The 24,432-nt window shown below is 33.3% G+C and carries 19 protein-coding genes and 1 riboswitch; of the genes, 17 read left to right on the top strand and 2 right to left on the bottom strand.

The annotated features are described in order from the left end of the window. Window positions 1–111 precede the first annotated feature (111 nt). Complete coding sequence (locus tag DNC80_RS11955; protein WP_182651419.1) at window positions 112–534, top strand: hypothetical protein; 423 nt, start codon at window positions 112–114, stop codon at window positions 532–534. 55 nt (window positions 535–589) lie between these two features. Here the strand turns inward: DNC80_RS11955 and DNC80_RS11950 are convergent, their stop codons facing one another. Next, window positions 590–1,771: a cytochrome-c peroxidase gene (locus DNC80_RS11950; RefSeq protein ID WP_182651418.1), complete on the bottom strand. Its 1,182-nt coding sequence runs from the start codon at window positions 1,769–1,771 to the stop codon at window positions 590–592. 226 nt (window positions 1,772–1,997) lie between these two features. Beyond that, window positions 1,998–2,094, top strand: a riboswitch (SAM-I-IV-variant riboswitch). Between the two features lie 54 nt (window positions 2,095–2,148). Between DNC80_RS11950 and DNC80_RS11945 the strand changes: the two genes are divergently transcribed. From DNC80_RS11945 to DNC80_RS11920, 6 genes are all read left to right on the top strand, one after another. Continuing rightward, window positions 2,149–3,471: a Na+/H+ antiporter NhaC family protein gene (locus DNC80_RS11945; RefSeq protein WP_182651417.1), complete on the top strand. Its 1,323-nt coding sequence runs from the start codon at window positions 2,149–2,151 to the stop codon at window positions 3,469–3,471. 184 nt (window positions 3,472–3,655) lie between these two features. Beyond that, complete coding sequence (gene fabG / locus DNC80_RS11940) at window positions 3,656–4,402, top strand: 3-oxoacyl-[acyl-carrier-protein] reductase (RefSeq protein WP_182651416.1); 747 nt, start codon at window positions 3,656–3,658, stop codon at window positions 4,400–4,402. A 94-nt stretch (window positions 4,403–4,496) separates the two neighbouring features. After that, window positions 4,497–6,524, top strand: a complete 2,028-nt coding sequence (locus DNC80_RS11935) for a hypothetical protein (RefSeq protein ID WP_182651415.1) — start codon at window positions 4,497–4,499, stop codon at window positions 6,522–6,524. A 12-nt stretch (window positions 6,525–6,536) separates the two neighbouring features. Then, complete coding sequence (locus DNC80_RS11930; protein WP_182651414.1) at window positions 6,537–7,433, top strand: LysR family transcriptional regulator; 897 nt, start codon at window positions 6,537–6,539, stop codon at window positions 7,431–7,433. Window positions 7,434–7,508: 75 nt separating this feature from the next. Further along, entirely contained in the window at window positions 7,509–8,486 is a 978-nt protein-coding gene (locus DNC80_RS11925; protein WP_370628755.1) for a YeiH family protein, read from the top strand. Window positions 8,487–8,624: 138 nt separating this feature from the next. Then, window positions 8,625–9,623 (top strand): zinc dependent phospholipase C family protein, encoded by a 999-nt coding sequence (locus DNC80_RS11920; protein WP_182651413.1) that lies wholly within the window; start codon window positions 8,625–8,627, stop codon window positions 9,621–9,623. Window positions 9,624–9,679: 56 nt separating this feature from the next. Here DNC80_RS11920 and DNC80_RS11915 read toward each other — a convergent pair whose 3' ends face one another. Continuing rightward, the gene (locus DNC80_RS11915; protein ID WP_182651412.1) at window positions 9,680–11,779 is read right to left on the bottom strand and encodes an LTA synthase family protein; all 2,100 of its coding nucleotides are present in this window, start codon (window positions 11,777–11,779) and stop codon (window positions 9,680–9,682) included. A 161-nt stretch (window positions 11,780–11,940) separates the two neighbouring features. Here DNC80_RS11915 and DNC80_RS11910 point away from each other — a divergent pair, with 161 nt between their 5' ends. The 10 genes from DNC80_RS11910 to DNC80_RS11865 all read left to right on the top strand — a co-directional run bounded on the left by DNC80_RS11910 (window position 11,941) and on the right by DNC80_RS11865 (window position 24,298). Then, window positions 11,941–12,378, top strand: a complete 438-nt coding sequence (locus DNC80_RS11910; protein WP_182651411.1) for a thioredoxin family protein — start codon at window positions 11,941–11,943, stop codon at window positions 12,376–12,378. Then, on the top strand, window positions 12,375–13,361 hold the full coding sequence (locus DNC80_RS11905) for an FAD:protein FMN transferase (RefSeq protein WP_182651410.1): 987 nt from the start codon (window positions 12,375–12,377) through the stop codon (window positions 13,359–13,361). The genes DNC80_RS11910 and DNC80_RS11905 overlap by 4 nt, the downstream gene beginning before the upstream one ends. Window positions 13,362–13,372: 11 nt before the next feature. Next, window positions 13,373–13,585: a DUF4266 domain-containing protein gene (locus tag DNC80_RS11900; RefSeq protein WP_182651409.1), complete on the top strand. Its 213-nt coding sequence runs from the start codon at window positions 13,373–13,375 to the stop codon at window positions 13,583–13,585. 39 nt (window positions 13,586–13,624) lie between these two features. After that, window positions 13,625–15,001 carry a DUF3570 domain-containing protein gene (locus DNC80_RS11895; protein WP_182651408.1) on the top strand — a complete coding sequence of 459 codons (1,377 nt, stop codon included), beginning with the start codon at window positions 13,625–13,627 and terminating at the stop codon, window positions 14,999–15,001. Window positions 15,002–15,027: 26 nt separating this feature from the next. Further along, a complete protein-coding gene (locus tag DNC80_RS11890) occupies window positions 15,028–15,690 on the top strand; it encodes a response regulator transcription factor (protein ID WP_182651407.1) in 663 nt (220 codons plus the stop codon). A 6-nt stretch (window positions 15,691–15,696) separates the two neighbouring features. Continuing rightward, entirely contained in the window at window positions 15,697–17,082 is a 1,386-nt protein-coding gene (locus DNC80_RS11885; protein WP_182651406.1) for a HAMP domain-containing sensor histidine kinase, read from the top strand. Window positions 17,083–17,148: 66 nt separating this feature from the next. Continuing rightward, a complete protein-coding gene (locus DNC80_RS11880; RefSeq protein WP_182651405.1) occupies window positions 17,149–21,483 on the top strand; it encodes a CusA/CzcA family heavy metal efflux RND transporter in 4,335 nt (1,444 codons plus the stop codon). Window positions 21,484–21,493: 10 nt separating this feature from the next. Further along, the gene (locus DNC80_RS11875) at window positions 21,494–22,609 is read left to right on the top strand and encodes an efflux RND transporter periplasmic adaptor subunit (protein ID WP_182651404.1); all 1,116 of its coding nucleotides are present in this window, start codon (window positions 21,494–21,496) and stop codon (window positions 22,607–22,609) included. 14 nt (window positions 22,610–22,623) lie between these two features. Continuing rightward, a complete protein-coding gene (locus DNC80_RS11870; protein ID WP_182651403.1) occupies window positions 22,624–23,742 on the top strand; it encodes a VIT1/CCC1 transporter family protein in 1,119 nt (372 codons plus the stop codon). Between the two features lie 52 nt (window positions 23,743–23,794). Beyond that, window positions 23,795–24,298: a hypothetical protein gene (locus DNC80_RS11865; protein ID WP_182651402.1), complete on the top strand. Its 504-nt coding sequence runs from the start codon at window positions 23,795–23,797 to the stop codon at window positions 24,296–24,298. Window positions 24,299–24,432: the final 134 nt, after the last annotated feature.

Here is a 24,432-nt window from a genome sequence, read left to right as displayed (position 1 = left end):
ATTGAAAATCTGATTTTATATCAAAATCAATAAAATACAAATGAACTTGTTATGGTTTATTTTACAACTTGTAAGGTAATGTTCATGGCTAGTTCCTAATAAATAATATATATGTACAAAGAATTAGAAAAATTCAAAGTTACCAATCAATTTTCTTTCACAATCGAAGATAGTCTTGCTGAAGTTTGCAATGCTTCGGATGGATCGGGTGTATTTTTAGTATATGCTATAGGTGATTCAAAAGAGTTAATTATGGTAGGTTCTACAGGAACTGTTCAAAATAATGGAACCTTGAAAATTAAAAACGGTGGTCTTAACGAAAAAATTGTTGAAGGTCATCAATTTGCAAAAACGGGAAGAAAATATTCTTGGCCTGCACAAATGAAAATTGAAGATATCACCACACTTGAAGTAGTTTGGTATGAAACATTTAATACAGACTCAAAAGGAATTCCAACTGCAGTTGAAGGTGTAATTTTACAAAATTTCTTTGATGAAAATGGAAAATTACCAAGATGGAATGTAGCTTTCTAAGTTCATTTTGATTAATAATTAAAAGTCCCCAAAGGTATATTTGGGGACTTTTTTATTATTTGAAAGGTGTTGACCATTTTGCGTCTACATAGACATTTGTTCCAGTTAAGGTTTTTACAAAGGCGATTAAAGCATCTACTTCTGTGGCTGTTAAATTCAATTTTTGACCAAAACCATTTGGCCTTAACCTAGGATCTAGATTTGTATTTCCAGGGGCTAGGTTTATTGTGCCGTAATGGCCTATTACATTTTGAAGCGTATTCAAATTTGCGGTATGCATGAAAGCTCCATTGCTACTTCCATCTGCTTTTACCAAGTCTCTAAGTGATGGAGATTTAGTATTTGTGATGTCAATTCCATTTCCATTTAGTATCCCGATTATTCCATTATTTCTACTGTTTGGGTCAATACTAAATTCAGGAGCTTGATGACAACCTGCGCAGCCTACTCCTCCAGCAATTCTATTTCCAGTAGCATCAAATACTGGAGGTGTTAAAAATAAGTTTTTACCTTGGTTTTCTTGTGCAGTAAAATTAGGAAACTGTTGATTGTCATTTGCAACAAGTGCTCGGCCAGCATCATATTTCGCATCGAATGATTGAATACTTCTTACAAATTGTGATAATGCTAACTGAATTTTATTTTCGGTAATATCTTCTGATCCATATACAAACTTGAACAATTCTTTATAATATCCTATGTTTTGTAGTTTAGTAATTAATGCAGTAAAGTTGCCATCGCCTAATGTCCCGCTAAACCCCATTTCAATATGATCTTGAATAGGTTGGGTTACTTGATTTTCTAAAGTTGAAGCTCTCTCATCCCAAAAGAATTTATTTTCATTTGAAAATCTAGTATTTATTAATCTCATGGAGTGTCTACTAGTTGTCCCGTTTACTCCAGTACTAGCTGCTGCAACATCTCCAAAAGCATTTGCTTGTATGTGACATGAAGAACATGAAATTGTGTTTTTTGATGACAGATTCTTATCGTAAAATAAAACCCGACCTAATGTTGCGCCTTTATCTGTAATGGGGTTCCCTGCAGTATTGTCTTTAGTTATATAATTAGGAATTGTTTGACTAGCATAATTATCCAGTTTGTTAACATTTATTTTTCCGGTAAATGTTGTTGTAATATTAGGATAGGGATCGATTGCTACATAGTTATTTGCATCGTCATTTTTACTGCAACTTGAAGCGAAAATTAAACATATTATTAATAAAACTTTTTTCATAAATATTCTACTAGTGTTAATATTTCAATAATTATATCTTTTATTTGGATGTTTATTAGACTATGTTTATCAAAAATAGTTTAATTAACGATAATATTTAATTTTACAACTCTTTTTTTTGATAAATTGTTGATTTTACAATAAATTTCCGTTTGTTAAATATTGCATAATATTTTAAATTTCAGAGTGTTTGTTTAATATATGATAAAATTTTAATTACTTTTGCACCCGTTATCACGAATCCTTAAATAGGATAGCAACCTGCAACAACAAGCAAGGTGCTAAAACGATAAGCCAAATCTTTTGGAAAAAATGTTGTTTACATTCCCAATACCAGCTTTGTTTTTCGTCATAACGCTTAATTTAAAATTATTTTTATGACAAAGTTTACTAAGGAATCTGGAAATCCTTTTGCATTGATTCCGCTATTTATTTTTATTTTTACTTTTTTAGGAGCAGGTATTTTACTTAATGATTTTTATGCTTTTCCTTCTCCTGTTGCTGTTTTGGTAGGCATTGTTGCTGCTTTTATTTTATTTAAAAACAGTACAGAAGACAAAGTTGATACTTTAATTGCTGGTTGTGGTGATAGTAAAATTATAACCATGTGTTTGATTTATTTATTTGCAGGCGCTTTTGCAGTTGTTAGTAAGGCAATGGGTGGAGTTGATGCAGTAGTGAACCTAGGTATTAATACCATTGATGTAGCGTATTTTCCACTGGGAATTTTCTTGATAGCCTCGTTTTTATCAACTGCTACAGGTACATCTGTTGGAGCTATAGTTGCAATAGGACCTATTGCTATATCACTTGCTGATAAAAGTGGTGCTTCTATGCCATTGATAGCAGGCGCTTTACTTGGTGGCTCTATGCTAGGAGATAATTTATCAATGATATCAGATACTACTATAGCTGCCACTCAATCCCTAGGTTGTGATTTAAAAGATAAGTTTAAGATCAATTTGTTTATCGCACTTCCGGCGGCAATTGTTACTATTTTAATTTTCTTTTATTTGGGATTTAATTCAGATGTTATTTCTGTGGATATTGCAAAAAGTGATTATTCATTATGGGCTATCTTGCCTTATGTTTTAGTGATAATTTTAGCAGTTGTAGGTGTCAACGTTTTTTACACCTTACTATTAGGTACCATAATTGCGGGTTTTATTGGTTTTTATAATGATTCTTTTACAGTAATGGAGTTTACTCAGAAAATTTATGAAGGATTTACGAGCATGACCGATATTTTTCTACTTTCAATGCTTACAGGTGGATTAGCAGCTATGGTGGACAAGGCTGGTGGTATAACATGGGTTTTGAATCAGATAAAGAAAAGAATTAAAAGTAAAAAATCAGCACAAACAGGAATTGGTGTTTTAGTAGGTTTTGCAAATTTAGCTATTGCAAATAATACGGTTTCTATTGTTATTACGGGGCCCATAGCAAAGGAAATTAATGATGAATATGGGTTGAGTGCTAAAAAATCGGCTACTATATTAGATATTTTTTCGTGTGTAATACAAGGGATATTGCCATATGGTGCTCAGATATTGTTGATATTAAACTATGCAAATGGTAAATTAAATTTTATAGATATTTTAAGTAATGCGTGGTATCATTTGTTTTTGCTAGTATTTACATTGATTGCCATTTATGCTGCTTTTTGGGATAAACTAGCATATCGTTTTTTGAAGGTTTAATTGTAAAAATTATTGTTCATAATCAAAGCTAAATTTTTTTTAAAAAAGGAAATAGTATATATTTGGCAAGTCGTTTTTAGCCCTGATAGCAACGGAAATCCTTTTGGGTACGCGACAGCGGACCTAAAAGATTGCAGTGAATAGCAGGAATAGCTTCAAATAAAAAATAAACTAATTTTTGAATATGAAATTACTAGAAGGAAAAGTTGCCATTATCACAGGCGCAAGTCGCGGAATTGGAAAAGGGATTGCAGAAATTTTTGCTAAACATGGAGCCAATGTTGCTTTTACATATAGTTCATCAGTAGAATCTGCGATGGCTTTAGAAAATGAGTTAAACGCTCTAGGTATTAAAGCAAAAGGATATCAATCAAACGCTGCAGATTTTAACGAAGCGCAAACATTTGTGGATGCTGTTTTGGCTGATTTTGGAACGGTTGACGTATTGATTAATAACGCTGGAATCACAAAAGATAATTTATTGATGCGTATGTCTGAAGAAGATTTTGACAACGTGATGGATGTGAATTTGAAATCAGTTTTTAATATGACAAAAGCGATTCAACGTACTTTTTTAAAGCAACGTGCCGGATCGATTATTAATATGAGTTCAGTAGTAGGTGTAAAAGGTAATGCAGGACAAACGAACTATGCGGCATCTAAGGCTGGAGTTATTGGTTTTTCAAAGTCTGTAGCACTGGAATTAGGATCTCGTAATATTCGTTGTAATGTAATTGCACCTGGATTTATTGAAACTGAAATGACTGCCAAACTAAATGAGGATGTTGTAAAAGGCTGGAGAGATGGAATTCCGTTAAAAAGAGGTGGTTCTACCGAAGATGTAGCTAACGCTTGTCTTTTCTTTGCATCAGATATGAGTGCTTATGTAACAGGGCAAGTATTGAATGTGTGTGGAGGAATGCTTACCTAGGTTAGTGAAATGAGTATTTAATTCATTCTACACTTTTATTGAATTCTGGATTACATTTAAGTTTTCAAATTTAAAATATTTTAATAAACACTACATGACAACATCTACCTTGCTACTATTAGTTTTATCATTATTAATAGCGGGCATATTGTCATATTTTCAATATTTATATAAAGCTAAAAACAAGTCAAAATTGAGTTTGTTTTTAGCTTTTTTTCGATTTGCCTCTATTTTTTGTCTGTTTTTATTATTGTTAAATCCAATAATTACTCGGGATAATTTAGTCATCACAAAGACGCCTCTTGCTGTTGTGGTTGATAATTCAAGTTCTATAGCTTTTCTTAAAAATGAAAAGAAAACTAAAGCAATTCTCCAAAATATTCAGAGCAATACGGCTTTGAATGATAAATTTGACGTTCAAGTTTTTCAATTTTCTGAGGATTTTAGTCCGTTATCAAATATTGATTTTAAAGGCAGTCAAACCAATATTGATCTTGTAGCGAACAATCTAAAAAGTATATTTAAAAATACAGTTTTCCCAACGGTTTTGCTTACTGATGGAAATCAAACATCAGGTAACGACTATGTTTATAGTTTTGATCCATCAAATAGGGTATTTCCTCTTGTAGTAGGAGATACTGTTACTTATCTTGATTTTAAAATCAATCAGTTGAATGTTAATAAGTATGCTTTTCATAAAAATAAATTTCCAGTAGAGGTGTTTTTACAGTATTCAGGTTCAAAAACTATGGATGCTGATTTTTCATTGTCTCAAGGAAAAACTATTTTGAATAAGCAAAGCATGCGTTTTTCTCCTTCAAAACGAACACAATCCCTAACGTTGTTTTTACCTGCGGATAAAATTGGACTTCAACTTTATAAAGCGACAATTACTTCAAAAGTAAAAGAAAAAAACACCTTTAATAATGTAAAGAATTTTGCAGTTGATATTATAGATCAAAAAACAAATATTGCAATAGTCTCAGCAATAAATCATCCGGATTTAGGAGCTTTAAAACGAGCAATAGAAGCTAATGTACAGCGTAAAGTTACTGTTGTTAAACCAAACGATATTAAGGATTTAACACCATATTCGGTTTTGATATTGTATCAGCCAAATTCAGAGTTTAAATCAGTTTTTGATGCCAATACAAAATTGAAAATTAACAGCTTTATTATCACTGGTAATAGCACGGATTTTAATTTTTTGAACAATCAGCAAACGTCTCTTAATTTTAAAATGAGTGGACAAAAAGAGGATTATTTACCGGTTTTTAATAATCAATTTAATTTGTTTGCTGCTGAAAATATTGGTTTTGAAAATCTGCCTCCCATTCAAAATCCATTTGGCACTATAACTACAAATGCTGGTGTTACCGTATTGTTATCGTCAAGAATTAGAGCAATTGATACGCAAATGCCTTTACTGGTTTTTGCAGAAAGTCAATCCGGTAGAAATGCTTTTTTAATGGGAGAGAATAGCTGGAAATGGCGTTTACAGTCTCATGTGACTAACAAATCTTTTGAAAAATACGATTTATTCCTTGATAAAATTATTCAGTTTCTAGCTTCAAACAATTCCAAAAAATCATTGGTGGTTGAGCATGAACGTTTTTACAACTCAGGAGAACCTATTGAGATAACGGCTCAGTTTTTTAATAAAAATTATGAGTTTGATGAAAAAGCTCGACTATCTATTTCTTTAAAAAATAAAAGCAATAAGCAAACTAAAAATTACGATTTAGTTAAAGGGAACAATACTTATAAAGTCAATCTTGATGGTTTAAAGGCAGGATCTTATGATTTTGCAGTTCAAGAATTGAATTCTAAAACATCTTACACAGGTAGTTTTGAAATTTTAGATTTTGATATTGAAAAGCAATTTGTAAATTCAGATGTTGAAAAACTAAGCCAATTAGCAACTCATACTAGTGGAAAAGTATTTTTTGCAAATCAAGAAGAACAATTAATAAAAACCCTACTCGATAGCCAAGAATACAAAGCCATTCAAAAAAGCAATAGTGTTAAAACACCATTAATTGACTGGATTTGGTTACTCATAATTATTGCTATTTCACTTGCTACAGAATGGTTTGTACGTAAATATAACGGTTTACTATAATTCAGATTTATTATGGATTTTAGACTAAAAGTTTTTTATACCGTTGCCAATCGATTGAGTTTTACTAAAGCTGCAGCTGAATTATTTATAACTCAACCTGCCATTTCAAAGCACATACAAGAGTTAGAAGAACAATACGGAATTAAATTATTTGATAGAAACGGTTCTAAAATAGCATTGACACACGCTGGAACTGTATTGTTAAAACATGCCAAAAATATTTTTGAAATGTATCGTGAGATCGATTTTGACATGAGCACGCTTATCAATCAGCGCTCAGGATTGTTGCGATTGGGTGCGAGTACAACAATTTCACAATATATTATCCCGCCATTATTAGCTAAATTTCATTTAAAACTAAAGGACGTTAAAGTAAGTTTGTTAAATGGCAATACAGAACAAATTGAGCACGCATTGGTACAGCAAGAAATTGAAATGGGCATTGTAGAAGGGCAGTCTAAAAATAAATTAATAAAATACATACCATTTTTAAAAGATGAATTGGTTTTAGTTTGTAATATTTTAAATCCGCTGGTGCAACGAGATGAGATTGAGCTAACTGACCTTAAGAAAATGCAATTTTTAATGCGTGAACAAGGTTCAGGAACACTTGAAGTAATTGAGCATGCTTTAAAACCTTTTGAAATTAAAGGTTCTGATTTGCAAGTAGAAATGCAATTGGGAAGTACTGAAAGTATTAAATCGTATTTATTGAACTCTGACTGTGTTGCTTTTATGTCAATTCATGCGGTGCAAAAAGAGCTTCAAAACAATGAATTGGCTATTCTAGACATTAAAGACTTAGTAATCGAACGTTATTTTTATATCATTACATTACAAGGAAAAACAGATTCTTTGTCTGAATTGTTTATTCAAAATATTTCGAACCATTATAATTTAAAGTTATAGTAGATTATAATTTGCAATTGGTGCTTTTAGATTATTGTACGCACCTTTGTAAAGTACTAATTCAACAACTTTACATTGGAAACTCCTCATAAACATATTCATAAACAATCCTATTTGTTTTTTAGCGAAAGTAGTAACCTTATACAACAACTTTTTTTTGTTGGGATGCTTTTACTTTGTACCACCGTTTTTGTTTCTCCTCCAATTGCTTTAGGATTAGGCTTGATTGTAGCTAATGTATTTGGGCATCCTTTTTTAGCATGGAATCAAAAAGCCACCAATTACTTATTGCAATTTTCAGTTGTTGGTTTAGGATTTGGTATGAATGTTCAAAGTGCAATAAGTGCTGGAAAAGAAGGCTTTTTATTTACCATTATTTCAATCTTAAGCACATTAATTTTAGGAACATTGTTAGGTAAATGGTTTAAAGTTGAAAGTAAAACATCACATTTGATTTCTTGTGGAACAGCAATTTGTGGTGGAAGTGCTATAGCAGCAATTGCACCAGTAATCAAATCTGACGAAAAACAAACCTCAGTATCTTTAGGAGTCATATTCATATTAAATTCGGTTGCTTTATTTCTATTTCCAGCTATAGGTCATTATTTTAATGTGTCTCAAAGTGATTTTGGAATGTGGTGTGCCATCGCAATACATGATACCAGTTCTGTAATTGGCGCAGCAAGTAAATACGGTCCAGAGGCTCTACAAATAGCGACAACCGTAAAGTTAGCTCGGGCATTGTGGATTATTCCAGTTGCTTTATTCACCGCTTTTGTATTTAAAAACAAATCGGGTAAAGTTAAAATTCCATACTTTATAGGATTCTTTATTTTAGCATTAGTTGCTAATACTTATCTCCCAGAGGTACAAACTTTTGCACCGCAATTGGTTTCCGTTTCTAAAATAGGACTAACGATTACTTTATTTTTGATTGGAGCAGGTTTAAATAGAAAGGTTTTAAAATCGGTTGGATTTCGACCCCTTTTGCAAGGAATAACACTTTGGGTATGTATTGCGAGTTTTACTTTTATATGGATTGTCTTGTTTTAAATTTAAAAATATATATTTAGCTAATCATTATATTTCAATCAAATTTTTTTAGAAATGATTTAACATAATCTCAAAATGTTTTTCTTTATTATCACAAATTAATGAAATACATTTGCTTTTCTAAAAATATAATATTTAATGAAAAATTTTAAATTTAAAGCTACATTTATTGCATTATCGTCAGTTGGACTTGCATTTTTTTTAATTTCATGGGGCGTTATCGGTCATGAGCGTATCAACAGAGCAGCGGTGATGGCATTGCCAAAACCATTGCAAACTTTCTTTTACAATCATATTGATTTTATTACTCAGGAATCTACTGTTCCGGATTTAAGACGCAATGTTTTAAATGATAAAATGGAACCACCACGTCATTATTTTGATATGGAAAACTTTGGTGATGCAGCTTCTTTTCCTAAAACAATGGAAGAAGCTAAAGGAAAATATGATGAAAAGTTTTTAACCAAAAATGGAATCTTACCTTGGCACATTCAAGATTTAATGGTAAAATTAACAAAGGCATTCAAAGAAAAGAGAAAAAACGAAATCCTTTTTATTGCAGGTGATTTAGGGCATTACATAGCAGATGGTCACATGCCTTTGCATACTTCAGACAATCATGACGGTCAAAATACAAACCAAAAAGGAATTCACTCTTTGTGGGAAAGTCGTTTGCCAGAGTTGTTTGCCAAGGATTATAAATTCAATGTTCCTCAAGGTGTTTATTTAGAAAATGTGGAGAAAGCTACTTGGGATCTGATTTTTGACACACACAGTTTAGTAGAGCCGTTATTAGCCATTGATAAAAAATTAAGAACTGCTACGGCTGAAAACAAAATATTTGTTACCGATACTGCCGGTGAAATTGTAAAAAATAAATACGGAGGAACCCTCTATTCCGATGAATATGCTAAACAATTGCATGCTGATATGAACGGAATGGTTGAAAAGCAAATGCGAAAAGCCATAACCGTTACGGCAAGTTTTTGGTACACGGCTTGGGTAAACGCTGGTAAACCTGATTTGAGTGGTTTAGATACTCCAGAATTGACTAAAAGAAACAGCAAATTGCTAAAAAAAGACGTGAAGACGTACTTGAAAGGTAATCTTTTCGGACTAACGAGCGATAAAGAATAAAGCTGTATTAATTAAAAAAAAGCGGGTGATACATATGTTTCACCCGCTTTTTTATGCTAATATATTTTTTGATACCTTTTGTTCTTTAGTATATCGGATGCTGATTGGTAATAGGAAATTGTTTCTTTAACAAGATCGGTTCTCTCTTTCTTTATTGGAAGTTGGTCGTAATAAATTTGAAAAATTGGATCCACTTTTTGGTCTGTTTTTAAATGTAACTCAAATTGTTTAACCCTCTGTTTTGGTGAAATAATGGTTAGAACGTTATCTTTAATTAATCCTAAATCTTGATACGTAGCAATCAAAGCTCTTGGTTTATAGTCTGCTTTTAGTACGTCTTGTCCATAAAATTTACTTTGGTAATCAAAATTTAGAAGTCCAAATACCGTAGGCATAACATCTATTTGTGACATTAGGTTAGTGTATTGAGCTGGTGCAATATAACCAGGACTGTAAATCATAGCAGGAATACGGTATTTATCAACCGGTAATTCTGTTTTTCCTGCACTTGATGCACAATGATCAGCTAGAATTACAAAAACCGTGTTTCCAAACCAAGGCTGTTTTTGTGCCATTTCAAAAAATTTGCGCATAGCATAATCCGTATACTTCACGCCGCCATCACGAGATTTAGCATCGCCAGGAATGTCAATTTTACCATTCGGATACGTAAATGGCCTGTGATTGCTAACAGTCATGATGTGATTGAAAAACGGTTTCCCTGTTTTTACTTCCTGATTCATTATTTTAATAGCCTTGTGATACATATCTTCGTCACAAACGCCCCAAATATTGGCAAAAGTGATTTCTTTAGGTTCAAATGTTTTTTTATCTACAATGTCATAGCCATTGCCTGTGAAAAAATCCTCCATATTATCAAAAAAAGCATCACCTCCATACATGAATTTAACTGCATATCCCTTTTGCTTGAAAATGCTCCCTGTTGAAAATTTATTTTTATTGTCTTCGCGCTTCACAACACTTTCGCCTGCAGTAGGAGGAAAGCATAGGGTTACGGCTTCAAGGCCTCTTACGGTTCTATTTCCAGCCGCATAAAGATTGGTGAAAACCAAACTTTTTGTCGCCAAACTATCTAAAAAGGGAGTAATACCATTTTCGTTACCATACATTTTCATAAATTCAGCACTGTAACTTTCAATCGTTATTAAAACAACATTTTTATTTTGTTCAGCAGCTACATTTTGAATGTCTCGTAAAGAGCTATTGTCTGTAATATTTGGAATTTGTTGCTTTAGCTGAGAAAATGCTTCTTGAGTTGGTATCGTTTTATAAAATTTGAAGTAATCCAATTCGCTGTGTACGAAAGCAAAATAAAATTTATAAATGCCGTTGGCTTGTAGCTCATTCGCAAATACATTTCTCGAATTTTCTTTCGTCGATAAATAAGGCAAAGCAAGCAATGCAACACCAAAAAGGAAGAGATAGATTCCTGATATTTTAATTTTTTGTGTAAAAGTAGGAATGTTTTCTATATAACTTTTTGTTTTTTGGACAATGAAATACGTAATGATACCTGCTAAAGCGAACAAAGCTGAAAACAAGGGGATAACGGGATAAGATTCCATTATATTTCCAATTACTTCATTAGTATAAATTAAATAATTGACTGCAATAAAATTGTAGCGAACACCAAATTCATTCCAAAAGAAGTATTCACTGATTCCATTTTGCAAAATCAACAGAACATATAGTAAAATAACAAAAGAGAACAACCAAAACCGAATAGTATTGCGATATTTCGGTAGAAAAAGTAAAAGGCCAAAAAGGAGCGTTTTGATAGAAAGAAAACCAATTGCAATTTTTGGTAACGCGCTACCATATTCGTTCAAAATAGTATTTCCAAAAGCTACGTAACAAAGTAGCGCCACAAAGAATCCCAAAATTACATATCCGTATGGGGAATAGTATTTCGCATTTGATATAAATATAAGGTAAAGCCATAAAAATAAACTTAAGAGCACAAAAATTAATGCATCCGATAGAAATCCTAAAATGAATATTGAAAAAGTTTCAATAACAGTAAAGGAGGTTTGAGTAATTGGATGAAAAAATAAAATCAACCGGACTATAAAGCTAATACTGACAAAAAACAATACTAAATAGTTGAAAGGCGACGTTATCTTAAAAAGCTTCATATTTTATTTTTTATCGTAAAAGTAACTTTTATTAATGTAGTATTATTTTAAGATTTGCTTAATGTTAGTAATAAGATTAATATTAACTTAAGAATAGCCGTTAGGCAAACTAGTAATCAATAAAATAAATAATTTTACAAAGAATTCAAATTCAAGTTCAAATGAAAAAATGCAGTATTGTTTTATTCCTTATGATAGGAACAATAGGTTTTTCTCAAAGCTGGAAAACATCTTTTACAGAAGCGAAAGTTCAGGCAGCTGCCGAAAACAAAAACATACTTTTAGTTTTCTCAGGATCTGATTGGTGTGCTCCTTGTATAAAATTAGACAAAACCATTTGGCAATCGGAAGAGTTTAAAAGTGAATCTGCTCAAAAATGGGTGATCTATAAAGCTGATTTCCCAAAGAAAAAAGCCAATTTATTACCAGCAGAGTTAACGGAAAGCAATAAAAAGTTAGCTGAACAATATAACAAAGCAGGGAATTTTCCGCTAGTTCTTTTATTAAATCCTGCAGGTTCAGTATTAGGAATTAGTGGTTATAAGAACGTGAGTCCAAAAGAGTATATTCAATTGATTCATTCTTTCGAACAAAAATGAAAAAAATAGTCTTCTTAATAGTAGTTATTTGTAGTCTTTCGGCACAGTCACAAATCATTCACAAACGCAAGTTGTTTATGTTAGGGAGCCCGTTTGAGGTTACTGCTGTTGCAAAAGATACAATTGCTGCCAACGAATATATTGATTTGGCTATAGCTGAATCAAAACGAATTGAGAATTTAATCTCAGATTGGATTCCCACCACCCAAATTTCTCAAGTCAATAAGAATGCGGGCATAAAACCCGTTAAAGTCGATGCTGAAGTTTTTGAATTGGTCGAAAGAGCTATAAAAATTTCGAAGTTAACTAATGGAGCTTTTGATATTTCCTATGCCTCTATGGATAAAATCTGGAAGTTTGATGGGTCGATGAAAGTAATGCCAACAGAAGAAGCAATCAAACAATCAGTATCGAAAATTGGGTATCAAAACATTATATTAGACCCTAAAGAGCAGACTATTTTTCTGAAATTTGAAGGAATGAAATTGGGTTTAGGAGGAATAGGACAAGGATACATTGCCGACAAAATAAAAAGTTTATTATTTTCTAAAGGATGTTTGTCAGGAATTATAAATGTTTCGGGAGATATTAATGCATGGGGAAAGCAACCTGACGGGAAACCATGGACAGTAGGAATTGTAAACCCCGTAAATAAAAATAAAATTTTCGCTACTTTTCCACTTACCGATAGTGCTGTTGAGACTTCAGGGAGTTACGAGAAATTTGTTGTTTTTAATGGCAAAAGATATTCACATATTATCGATCCAAGAACCGGTTATCCTGCCACCGGAATTGTAAGTGTTTCTGTCTTTGCAAAGCAAACAGAAATTGCAGATGCATTAGCTACCGGAATTTTTGTGCTAGGAGTGGATGTTGGCTTGGACTTAGTCAATCAAATAAAAGGAATAGAATGCATCATTGTAGATGATACAGGTAAAATTTATTCATCAAAAGGAATAGATGCAAAAAATACAATCAATTAAATAGTAATGCGATGATAAAGAAATTAGGATTAATGCTGGTAGGATTGTTTGTTTTGCAATCCTGTACTGCCGTAAAGGAATATGAAAAAGAAAAGATTAACGATCCTGATATGAAACTATCAGCGAGAATGGCAGAGCGTTACGAAACTTCTTTTCAAATCTACCGGGAAGCTTCAGCTGGAGCGAATGGCGGTAAATCAGGTGGTGGTTGTGGTTGCAATTAAAATTGCAAATATTTGACTTTAATATCAATTCAATTAAAAATGAAGATAAAAATTGTAGCACTTTTGCTAATTGGAACGGCAACTGCATTTGCGCAAGATACAGCCAAGGAACCAGTATTTAAAAAACGCGTATTAGAAACTACCGAAGTTGATTTTTTGGCAAGTTACTATGCCCAAGATGGTTCAAGATCTGCTGTTTCTGGTGGACTTGGTTCTGAAAAACTTACTGATGTAGCTTCAAATATTGTAGTAGCAATGCCATTAAATGATGACGATGTCTTGACTATTGACCTTGGTATTTCGGCTTATTCGTCAGCGTCTTCTAGTAATATCAATCCGTACGATACTGCAAACGGCACGCCTTGGCAAGCTTCCTCAGGTGCGTCACAAAGTGATCAACTTACATCTGTCGTAGCTAATTACAGCCATAGTAGTGACTCACGAGATGTTATTTGGAACGCGGATGTATCCTTTTCTAATGAGTATGATTACACTTCTGTTGGAGTAGGTGGTGGAGTAGCACGTTTGTTCAATGAAAAAAACACAGAACTTAGCGTAAAAGTTAATGCATACTTGGACCAATGGAGACCTATTTACCCAAAAGAATTATCTGATTTTGATAGTAATGGCGCTGGTTTTTTAAACCAAGGTATTTTTAATGGTAGAACTATTTGGGATCAAAACGGACAAGCATCGACGGCTTATTTACCAAGTGCCTTTAAGCCAGTTACGGCAGTTAATAGAAATTCATTTTCGGCTTCATTTGGATTTTCACAGGTTTTAACCAAGAAATTACAAGTTTCATTTTTCTTTGACGTTTTACAACAGCAAGGACTTTTATCTTCACCCTATCACAGAATGTATTTTGCGGATAAAGCAAACTTTTATGTGGGACAGCCACAATTTATTGCTAATTACACCAATGAAAACAACAAAGGAGCGTATCAATTAGCCGATGATATAGAGCGATTGCCTGATACTCGTTTTAAACTTCCAGTTGGAGCACGATTGAATTATTATGTAAATGAACGTGTTGCTTTGCGGACCTATTACCGTTATTATTCAGATAATTGGGACATTCAATCTCATACCGCGAGTATTGAAGTTCCAGTAAAATTGACGGAGAAGTTTACGGTATTCCCAATGTACAGGTATTATACACAAACACAGTCTAAGTATTATGCGCCTTACGAAACCCATTTGTCAACTGAAAAATTTTATACCTCAGATGCTGATTTAGCTACTTTCGATGCCAATCAATATGGTTTTGGAGTGAATTATACAGATATCTTTACAGGTGCAAAAGTTTGGAAATTTGGACTAAAAAATATTGATTTTAGATTCAATCATTACAAGCGAAGTGACAATCTAACAGCCGATATTGCAACCGTTGCATTTAAATTTATAATGCAATAAAGCTTAATTTTACAAAAAAAAGAAACATGCACTTATTAATTGTAGAGGATGAGGCTGGGATTATTCAGTTTTTGCAACAAGGCTTAGAAGAAGAAGGCTATACCGTGAGCAGCGCTGTTGATGGGAGTCTTGCATTTGAGAAAATCCAAAAGGAAAATTTTGACCTCATTTTATTAGATTGGATGCTGCCCAAAATGACAGGTTTAGAGCTGTGCAAAGCCATTCGGTTAAAAAACAATACTACACCTATTATTTTTTTGACAGCTAGAGATACGGTTCAAGAAACCATTGAAGGGTTGAAAGCAGGAGCTAACGATTATATTAAAAAACCATTTAGTTTTGACGAATTATTAGAACGAATTAAGATCCATTTTAGGAATCAAGGTGAGATAACAAAACTGACCTTGGGAAGTATAACAATTGACTTAGCGCAGCATAGGGTTTTAGTAAACGATGCGGAGGTTGCCTTTACACAACGTGAATTTGAGCTTTTGACATACTTAATTAAAAATAAAGGTAAAGTTTGTACCAGAACACAAATTATTGAAGATGTTTGGGACATTCATTTTGAATATGATACTGGTGTTATTGATGTTTTTATGAATGCTATTCGTAAAAAATTGAATTTAAAAAATGAACAAGACAATATAAAAACTGTCCGAGGAGTAGGCTATATTGCTAATGATTAAATAAAAATGCAACAACTTTCATTTAAAAATAGAATTGCTTTCAATTATATTGTCACCACTGCTTTATTGATTTTTGTAGTGTTTTGTATAATATATTCTATTGTAAGATTTAGCGTGTATAGTCATGTCAATACTGATATTAATAGCGAAGCGGACAAACATTTAAGTGAAATTGAAACAGTTGGCGATTCATTTCATTTGATTCACAAAGAGGAGTGGAAGGAGCGCGAACACAATACACTTGATGTGAATCCCGTTTTTATTCAATTTATAGATCAAAATGGAAAATTAATAGAAAAATCACCGAATCTTAAAAAAACTACTTTGTCTTTTAATTCAAAGTATGGTGCAAATGTACTTTTTGACACCACTTTAGCCAATAGTGCCATCAGGCAAATACAAGTTCCTATTTACAATAAATCTAAAATTATTGGATATTTAATCGTTGCTATGTCTCTTGAGGATTCAACAATGGTACTCGAAAATATATCCGAAGTATTGATTATTACTTATCCCATAATTTTAATTGTACTTTTTTTTCTAGCTCGTTTTATTGCTGGTCGTTTTATAAAGCCCATCAGTTCAATTATAACAACCTCCAATGATATAACAAAAGACAATCTATCATCGCGTATATCGCTACCTCCACAGCAGGATGAATTATATGTTTTATCGCAAACCATCAATAATTTATTAGATCGTATTGAAACCGCGGTTGAACGTGAAAAACAATTCACTTCAGATGCTTCGCATGAACTTAGAACTCCGTTAACGGTGATTAAAGGAACGCTCGAAGTTTTAATCAGAAAACCGAGAGAACATTCTGAATATACAGAGAAAATAAACTTTTGTGTCAATGAAGTAAATCGATTGAATAACTTGGTGGATCAATTACTTTTGTTAGCCCGTTTTGAAAATCAAAAACAAACGCTAAAAACAGAAAAAGTATATTTAAATGCCTTATTTTTAGATACTATTTCTCGATTTTCATCGATCATTCAAAGCAAGAAAATCAATGTTAGCACCAATTTTACTGCGGAACATTACACAGAAACAGATGGTTATATATTTTCGATAGTAATTAATAATTTAATTTCGAACGCTTTAAAATATTCAAATCAATTCGGAAGCTTAACAATAGTTTTAAAAGAAGTTAACTCTATAATTGAATGCCACATTAGTGATACCGGGATAGGAATTCCTGCTGAAGATGTGGATAAAATTTTTAATCAATTTTACCGATCTCAATCCAGTAGTCATCCCGAAATTAAAGGGACTGGTTTAGGACTTTCTATTGTAAAAAAACTATGTACTTTACTCAACATTGATATTGCAATTAGCAGTCAAGAAAACAAAGGAACCACTATTATTTTAAGATTATTTGAAGCATAACTTAAGTAGTTCTTAAGGAATTTGTTATCTTTCAACCTTACTTTTGGGTTATAAAAAAGATCAATAATGCTTGAAAAAATAATTGCTTTCAGTTTAAAAAACAAACTCATTGTTTTACTATTCACACTCGGAATTTTTGGATTTGGTCTCTTTTCTGTTTTCCAAATTTCAATCGGTGCTGTTCCAGATGTGACCAATAACCAAGTACAGGTAATTACAACTTCACGTAACCTTTCTACACAAGACATTGAACAATTTATCACTTATCCGGTTGAAATTGAAATGGCTAATTTGCCTGGGGTAAAGGAAATTCGATCGATTTCGAAATTTGGTTTGTCTGTTGTTACCATTGTTTTTGATGAAAATTTAGGAACGTATCTTCCACGACAACTTATCGCAGAGAAAATTAAAACGGCTTCGGAAAAAATCCCTCAAGGTTTTGGAACACCAGAAATGGGTCCAATTACCACTGGACTTGGTGAAATTTACCAATATACATTAGAAGTAAAACCAGAATTTAAGAATAATTATTCTGTAACAGATTTACGCACCATTCAGGATTGGGTAGTAAAACGCCAGTTATCTGGAATCAAAGGTGTTGTAGAAATTAATACTTGGGGAGGATTTTTAAAACAATATGAAATTGCAATTAGTCCATCGAGTTTAAAAGCCATGAATATTTCGACCGCTGATGTTTTCACCGCTCTCGAAAAAAACAACAGTATTGCGGGTGGTGCCTATATTGAAAAAGTGAATCAAAGTTATTTCATCAGAGGTGAAGGAAAAGTAAATTCATTGGTAGATATTGGCAATATTGTAGTCCAAAACAATAATGGTTTGCCTGTATACATCAAGAATGTAGCGCAAATTCGTTACGGTCATGCCAACCGTTTTGGTGCCATCACTGGCAATGGCGAAGGTGAAAAAGTTTTGGGACAAGTAATGATGCTCAAAGGCGGAAACTCTAAACAAGTTATTGATGATGTTAAGAACAGAGTTGCCGAAATCCAAAAATCACTGCCTGAAGGGGTTTACATAAACGGATTTTTAGAACGAAGTGAATTAGTAGGAAAAACAACTTTTACCGTTGCCGAAAACTTGATTTTAGGATGCTTAATTGTGATTTTTGTTGTGGTGCTATTGCTAGGAAACTGGCGTTCTGGTTTGGTAGTGGCCTCTGTAATTCCGTTGTGTTTGTTGTTTGCTATTTCGTTCATGAATATATTTGGTATCGATGCCAATTTAATGAGTCTAGGAGCGATAGATTTTGGAATTATCATCGATGGTGCTGTTATTATTGTTGAATTTATTGCCTTTCAAATAGCCAGCAAATCCGCTCATTTAGGGAATCTTAGTAAAGAAGAACGCCAGCTAGAGATTGATCAAATTACCTATAAAAGTGCTTCCAAAATGATGAATTCGGCTATTTTTGGCCAGTTGATTATTCTGATTGTTTTTATTCCAATTCTATCCTTATCTGGAATCGAAGGTAAAATGTTCAAACCAATGGCACTGACGTTTAGTTTTGCTTTGTTAGGCGCCATGATTTTTTGTTTTACCTATGTTCCTGTGGTTTCTTCATTGTTTTTGAAACCAAAAGAGGAAAATCCAAACTCTATTTCAAATAAGTTAATTCATAAGTTGAATTCGTGGTATTTGCCTATTATTACTTGGGCTATAGCCAATACCAAAAAGGTTTTATATGGTGCTCTTGGTTTATTATTGCTGGCTGCGGGTCTTTTTGCAACAATGGGAGGAGAATTTATTCCCACATTAGATGAGGGTGATTTTGTGATTCAGCCCGTTTTAAAAACAGGAACGTCATTGACTAAGACGATTGCAATAACTACAAAAATTGAAAAAATAATCCTTAAAAATTTTCCAGAAGTTACACAGGTTGTCAGTAGAATTGGTGCTGCCGAGGTACCTACAGATCCTATGTCTATGGAAGAAAGCGATGTCATTGTGAAATTGAAACCCAAATCTGATTGGACTTCGGCTGCTACCAAAGATGAATTGGCAGATAAAATAAAAGAAGCTTTAGAAAATCAAATTCCGAATATGGAAATCGAATTTACCCAGCCGATAGAAATGCGTTTCAACGAATTAATTTCGGGAACCCGATCTGATGTGGCGGTTAAAGTTTTTGGCGAAGACTTGGGTATTTTGGCTCAAAAAGCAGAGGAAATTAAAAATGCTATTGCAAAAGTAGAAGGCGCTTCGGATATTATCATCGAAAAAACGGAAGGCTTACCGCAAATGTCCGTAGTTTATGATCGTTCTAAAATTGCCCGTTATGGGTTGAATATTGCCGATTTGAACGAAATGATTGCTCTTGGCTTTGCCGGAAAAACCGTTGGAACTGTTTTTGAAGGCGAAAAACGTTTTGATATGGTCGTGCGTTTGGATCAAACCAACCGACAAGACATTGAGGATTTACGTAATTTGTATGTTTCAACTCCAAACGGCGAACAAATTCCGTTACGCGAGTTGGCTTCGATCGAATATACTGAAGGTCCCGCAAAAATTTCTAGAGATAATACGAATAGAAGAATTGTAGTAGGAATCAACGTTAGGAATCGTGATTTACAGAGTGTAGTTACTGATATTCAGAAAATTGTTGAAAGCAAAATCAAATTACCATCAGGCTATTACGTGAAATATGGTGGACAATTTGAAAATTTACAAAGCGCTAAAGCCCGCTTGATGATAGCAGTTCCTATCGCATTATTTTTGATTTTTATCCTTTTGTATTTTGCATTTGGCTCTGTGAAAGAGGCGTTAATGGTCTATTCAGCAATTCCTTTGTCAGCAGTAGGTGGAGTCTTGTTTTTATGGATGCGCGATCTGCCGTTCAGTATTTCAGCAGGCGTTGGTTTTATTGCACTTTTCGGAATTGCAGTTTTAAACGGAATAGTGCTCATCGAACATTTTAAAGAACTCAAACACCAAGGAATGAAAGATATTGATGCATTAATTTTAAAAGGTACTACAGATAGATTGCGTCCGGTATTATTGACTGCAGCTGCTGCCGCACTAGGATTTTTACCGATGGCAATATCATCCTCTGCAGGAGCGGAGGTGCAACGACCTTTGGCAACGGTTGTCATTGGAGGATTGTTTACGGCAACTATTTTAACGATGATTGTGTTGCCTATTTTATACAAAGTTTTTGAGAATCAGTCTTTCAAAAAAGCGAAACTAAAGAAAACTCAAAATGCAACTTTTGTCATTATGTTAATGCTGAGTTCTTCATTTGCTTTTTCACAAAATACTAATCCAGAATTAGATAGTTTATTGTCCAAAGCAATGCAAAACAATAAAGGTATTAAAGCGGCTCAACTGCAAGTCGATAAGACTAAAGCCAATATCAAATCGGCCAATACCTTTGATAAAACTAATATTTATTACAGTTACGATCAAAATAATTTGGCACTCAATAACCAACCTTTGCGTGTTTTTGGTGTGCAGCAACGTTTCGCTTTTCCAACGGTTTACGGAGCGCAGAAAAAAGTATTTTCTTCTGAATACGAAAAGGAGAAAGCTAGTTTTGAAATTCAAAAAAACAAACTTTCTTTGGCTGTAGCCAAATCTTATCAGCACATTGTTTATTTGCAACATCAAGAAAAACTGTATCAGTATTTAGATAGTTTGTACCAAAATTTCTCGAAAGCCAGCGACAGACGTTTTGAATTAGGAGAAACAAATTATCTGGAAAAAATTACGGCTCAGGCCAAGTTTAGGCAAATAAGAGCCAAGCTTTCACAAATTGAGAATGACAAAAAAGCACAGTATGAACTGTTGCAATCCTTACTTCAAACTGATGAAACTATTGTGGTAAAAAGCAACAAAATTACACCTTTACAATCTTCTATAAATGAAACAAGTAAAACATTATATACTGCGTATTTAGAAAGTATTACATCTAATTATAAAAGCCAAATTATTTTGCAAAAACAACATTGGCTACCGGATATTAACGTGGATTATTTTCAAGGAAAAAATAACGGATTGTCGCAGTCTTTGTATGGTTTTCAAATCGGAGTTGCTATACCAATTTTATTCTCGGGACAGGTTGCAAAAAGTAAAGTAGCACAACTTGAATTGCAAAGTTGGGAGCAACAAAAACAAAATGAAGCCATAAAAATAGAGAAGTACATCACTCAAAAAAAGAATGAATTAGCGAAACATCAGGAGGCTATAAACTACTACAATTCATACGGTAAAAAGTTATCGGATGAGATTATAAAGGTGGGAAATAACAGCTACAAGCATGGTGAGATCGATTTCTTTCAATACATCCAAAGTTTAGAAAATGCCACTACTATTCAGGTGGATTACTTAGATACTATTTTGCAATTCAATCAAACCCAATTAGATTTACAATACCTCAATTTTTAATATTTTACCAATGAAAAATGCACTCTATATAATTGCTATATCTCTTTATTTATTTTCTTGCAAAGAAGCGAAAACGGAAGAATCAGAACCAAAAGATAATGGTTTAATCACAGTATCTGCCACTCAATTCAAAACCTCAGGCATGGAGATTGGGAGTCCAACAGAACAGGATTTTGATGTTACCGTAAAAGCATCCGGGAAAATTGATGTACCGCCACAAAACCGAGCTAAAGTGAACACTTTTATGGGCGGTTACGTAAAATCAACGACGCTTTTGGTAGGAAATAAAGTAATTAAAGGACAAGCTTTATTGACTTTACAAAACACCGAATTTTTAGATATTCAAAAAGAGTATATGGAAGTGGCGGAGCAACTTAATTTCTTGAAATCAGAATACGACCGCCAAAAAACCTTGTACGATGAAAAAATTACTTCGCAAAAAAACTACTTAAAAGCTGAAAGCGAGTATAAAAGAGCCAAAGCCATGCATCAAAGTTTGCGAGCCAAATTGTTGCTTTTGAACATTAATCCTAAAAATGTGGAGAGAGGAATTTTGACTTCAACTATCACTATTTTTTCTCCAATAACAGGTGATATTGTGATTATGAATGCCAATGTAGGTATGTATGTAGCGCCTTCGGATGTGATTTTAGAAATTGTTGATACGGATCACTTGCATTTAGAATTAGCTGTTTTTGAAAAAGATATTTTGAATGTGAAAATTGGACAAAAAATACATTTTAAAGTTCCAGAAGCATCCAAAGATGTTTTTAATGCCGAAGTACATTTGGTAGGAAAATCAATTGAAGGAAACGACAGAACGATTAATATTCATGGACATTTAGACGATGTTATAAAGCAAAAACTGTTGACAGGCATGTTTGTAGAATCTGAAATAATTATCGATTCTAAAAAAGGCTTAGCGATTCCTACTGAGGCATTGGTGACAGAAAACAATAAAAATTTTGTACTTTTAGTCAAGAATGAAAAAAACGGGTATTCGTTCCAGAAAGTAAGTGTTACTATTGGATCGAAGTCTGAAAAGTTTGTCGAAATACTGCCAAATGCTTCAATATCTGCTTCATCAAGACTATTGACAAAAGGAGTTTTTGATTTGGTTAATTAATAAAAAATGAAATAATGGACTTGAATAAACTTAAAGATCAATTGCAAACAGAGGTTGATACCGCCTTTTTGTACGATAGTATTGCTGCCATTCAGTCTGATGAAAATCTTTCAAGAGTTTTACTTAGTTTAAGTGAAATCGAGAAAGGACACGCAAAACACATGTTAGATAAAGTTCGTACCATAGAACCGAATTTCAACATGCCTTTGCCATCTGGTAGAGCCAAATTTCAATTGAAGTTGGGTAAAATTTTTGGATACAGTTCCATAATTAGCTCCTTATCCTCAATAGAAAAACAGTTTGCCGAAAATTCGGTTCGAAATAAAATTAAAACGGGTGAAAAACCAACCGGTTTTGAGCACAATCATCTAAATATCATTGAAGCTGTAAATAATAATGATGCTCTAAATGTTTCTGGGGGGCTGTTGTCTAAATTTGAAAGCAGGCATAAATCCGTTGGAGGAAATGCCTTGCGAGCGGCAGTTTTAGGTTCTAATGATGGATTGGTTTCTAATATGAGTTTGGTCATGGGAGTTGCAGGAGCAGCCGTTTCTAATGATACGATATTGCTAACCGGAATTGCAGGACTTTTGGCCGGTGCGATATCAATGGCACTAGGCGAATGGCTTTCGGTACAAAGTTCCAGAGAATTAAACCAGCGCCAAATTGATTTGGAAACCGAAGAATTAGAAGCTTCTCCCGAAGAAGAGAAAAAAGAATTGGTTTTATTGTATCAAGCCAAAGGAATGAGTGCAGTCGAAGCACAAAAATTGGCTGACAAAGCTTTTGAAAATCCACAAACAGCGATTGATGCCATCATTACCGAGGAATTAGGAATTGACAAAGAAGAATTAGGAGGATCAGCCTGGGAAGCAGCTACAGCATCGTTTGTGCTCTTTGCTATCGGAGCGATTATTCCATTATATCCGTTTATGTTTTTAGACGGAAAAAATGCTATTTTATTAAGTGTCGGAAGCAGTGTGGTAGGGCTTTTTGGGATAGGTGCCGCTATTACTTTATTGACGGGGAAAAGCATTTTATTTTCGGGATTCAGACAAGTGGCTTTCGGTTTGTTAGCTGCAGCAATCACTTATGGAATTGGCTCTTGGATAGGAGTTTCCTTAGCTGGATAATATTCTAAAAATTTAAATATCATTAACAAATACTAACTAAAATTATAAAATTATGAATGATGCACACCTACACCTAGTTGTAAACCATTTTCCTATTATTGGAACAATCCTTGGACTTGGAATTTTAATCGCTGGAATAGTGCTTAATAACAAATCCGTACAAAATACTGCTTATGTATTATTTGTTATTTCAGCTGTTTTTGGCTTTTTTAGTATGTCGACTGGCGAAGGAGCAGAGGAAATGGTAGAAGATTTTCCTGGAATAGGAAAAGCAATTATTCATGAACACGAGGAAATGGCTGAAAAATTAGCAATTGTTTTATATGCGTTGGCAATTACATCATTGTTTGGTCTCTATTCTAATTTGAAAAATAAACCAAAAGCAAAGCTAGTTTCATATATTGCTACAGTAGTTGCAATCATTGCCGTATTTTTTGCGCAGCAAACGGGTACAACAGGAGGTGAAGTTCGTCATACTGAAATTAGAACCGATAGTGCCAATGTAGACCATAATACAGAGCAAACAACTCCTACAAAAGAGGAAGAAAAGGAATGAAAATATTATTTTAACAAAAAAATAATATTAAGTTAAAGTATTAATTGCTTTTTAATTAAAAAAGCTTTTATCTTTGCATAGAAAAATAAAACACATGTTTACAATACAATTACATCATCATCATTTTCATTATT

This window comes from Flavobacterium sp. SOK18b, assembly GCF_014156605.1.
Taxonomy (GTDB): domain Bacteria; phylum Bacteroidota; class Bacteroidia; order Flavobacteriales; family Flavobacteriaceae; genus Flavobacterium; species Flavobacterium tiangeerense.
Note: the sequence above shows the minus strand (reverse complement) of the source record. Positions and strands in the feature narration are given on the sequence as shown.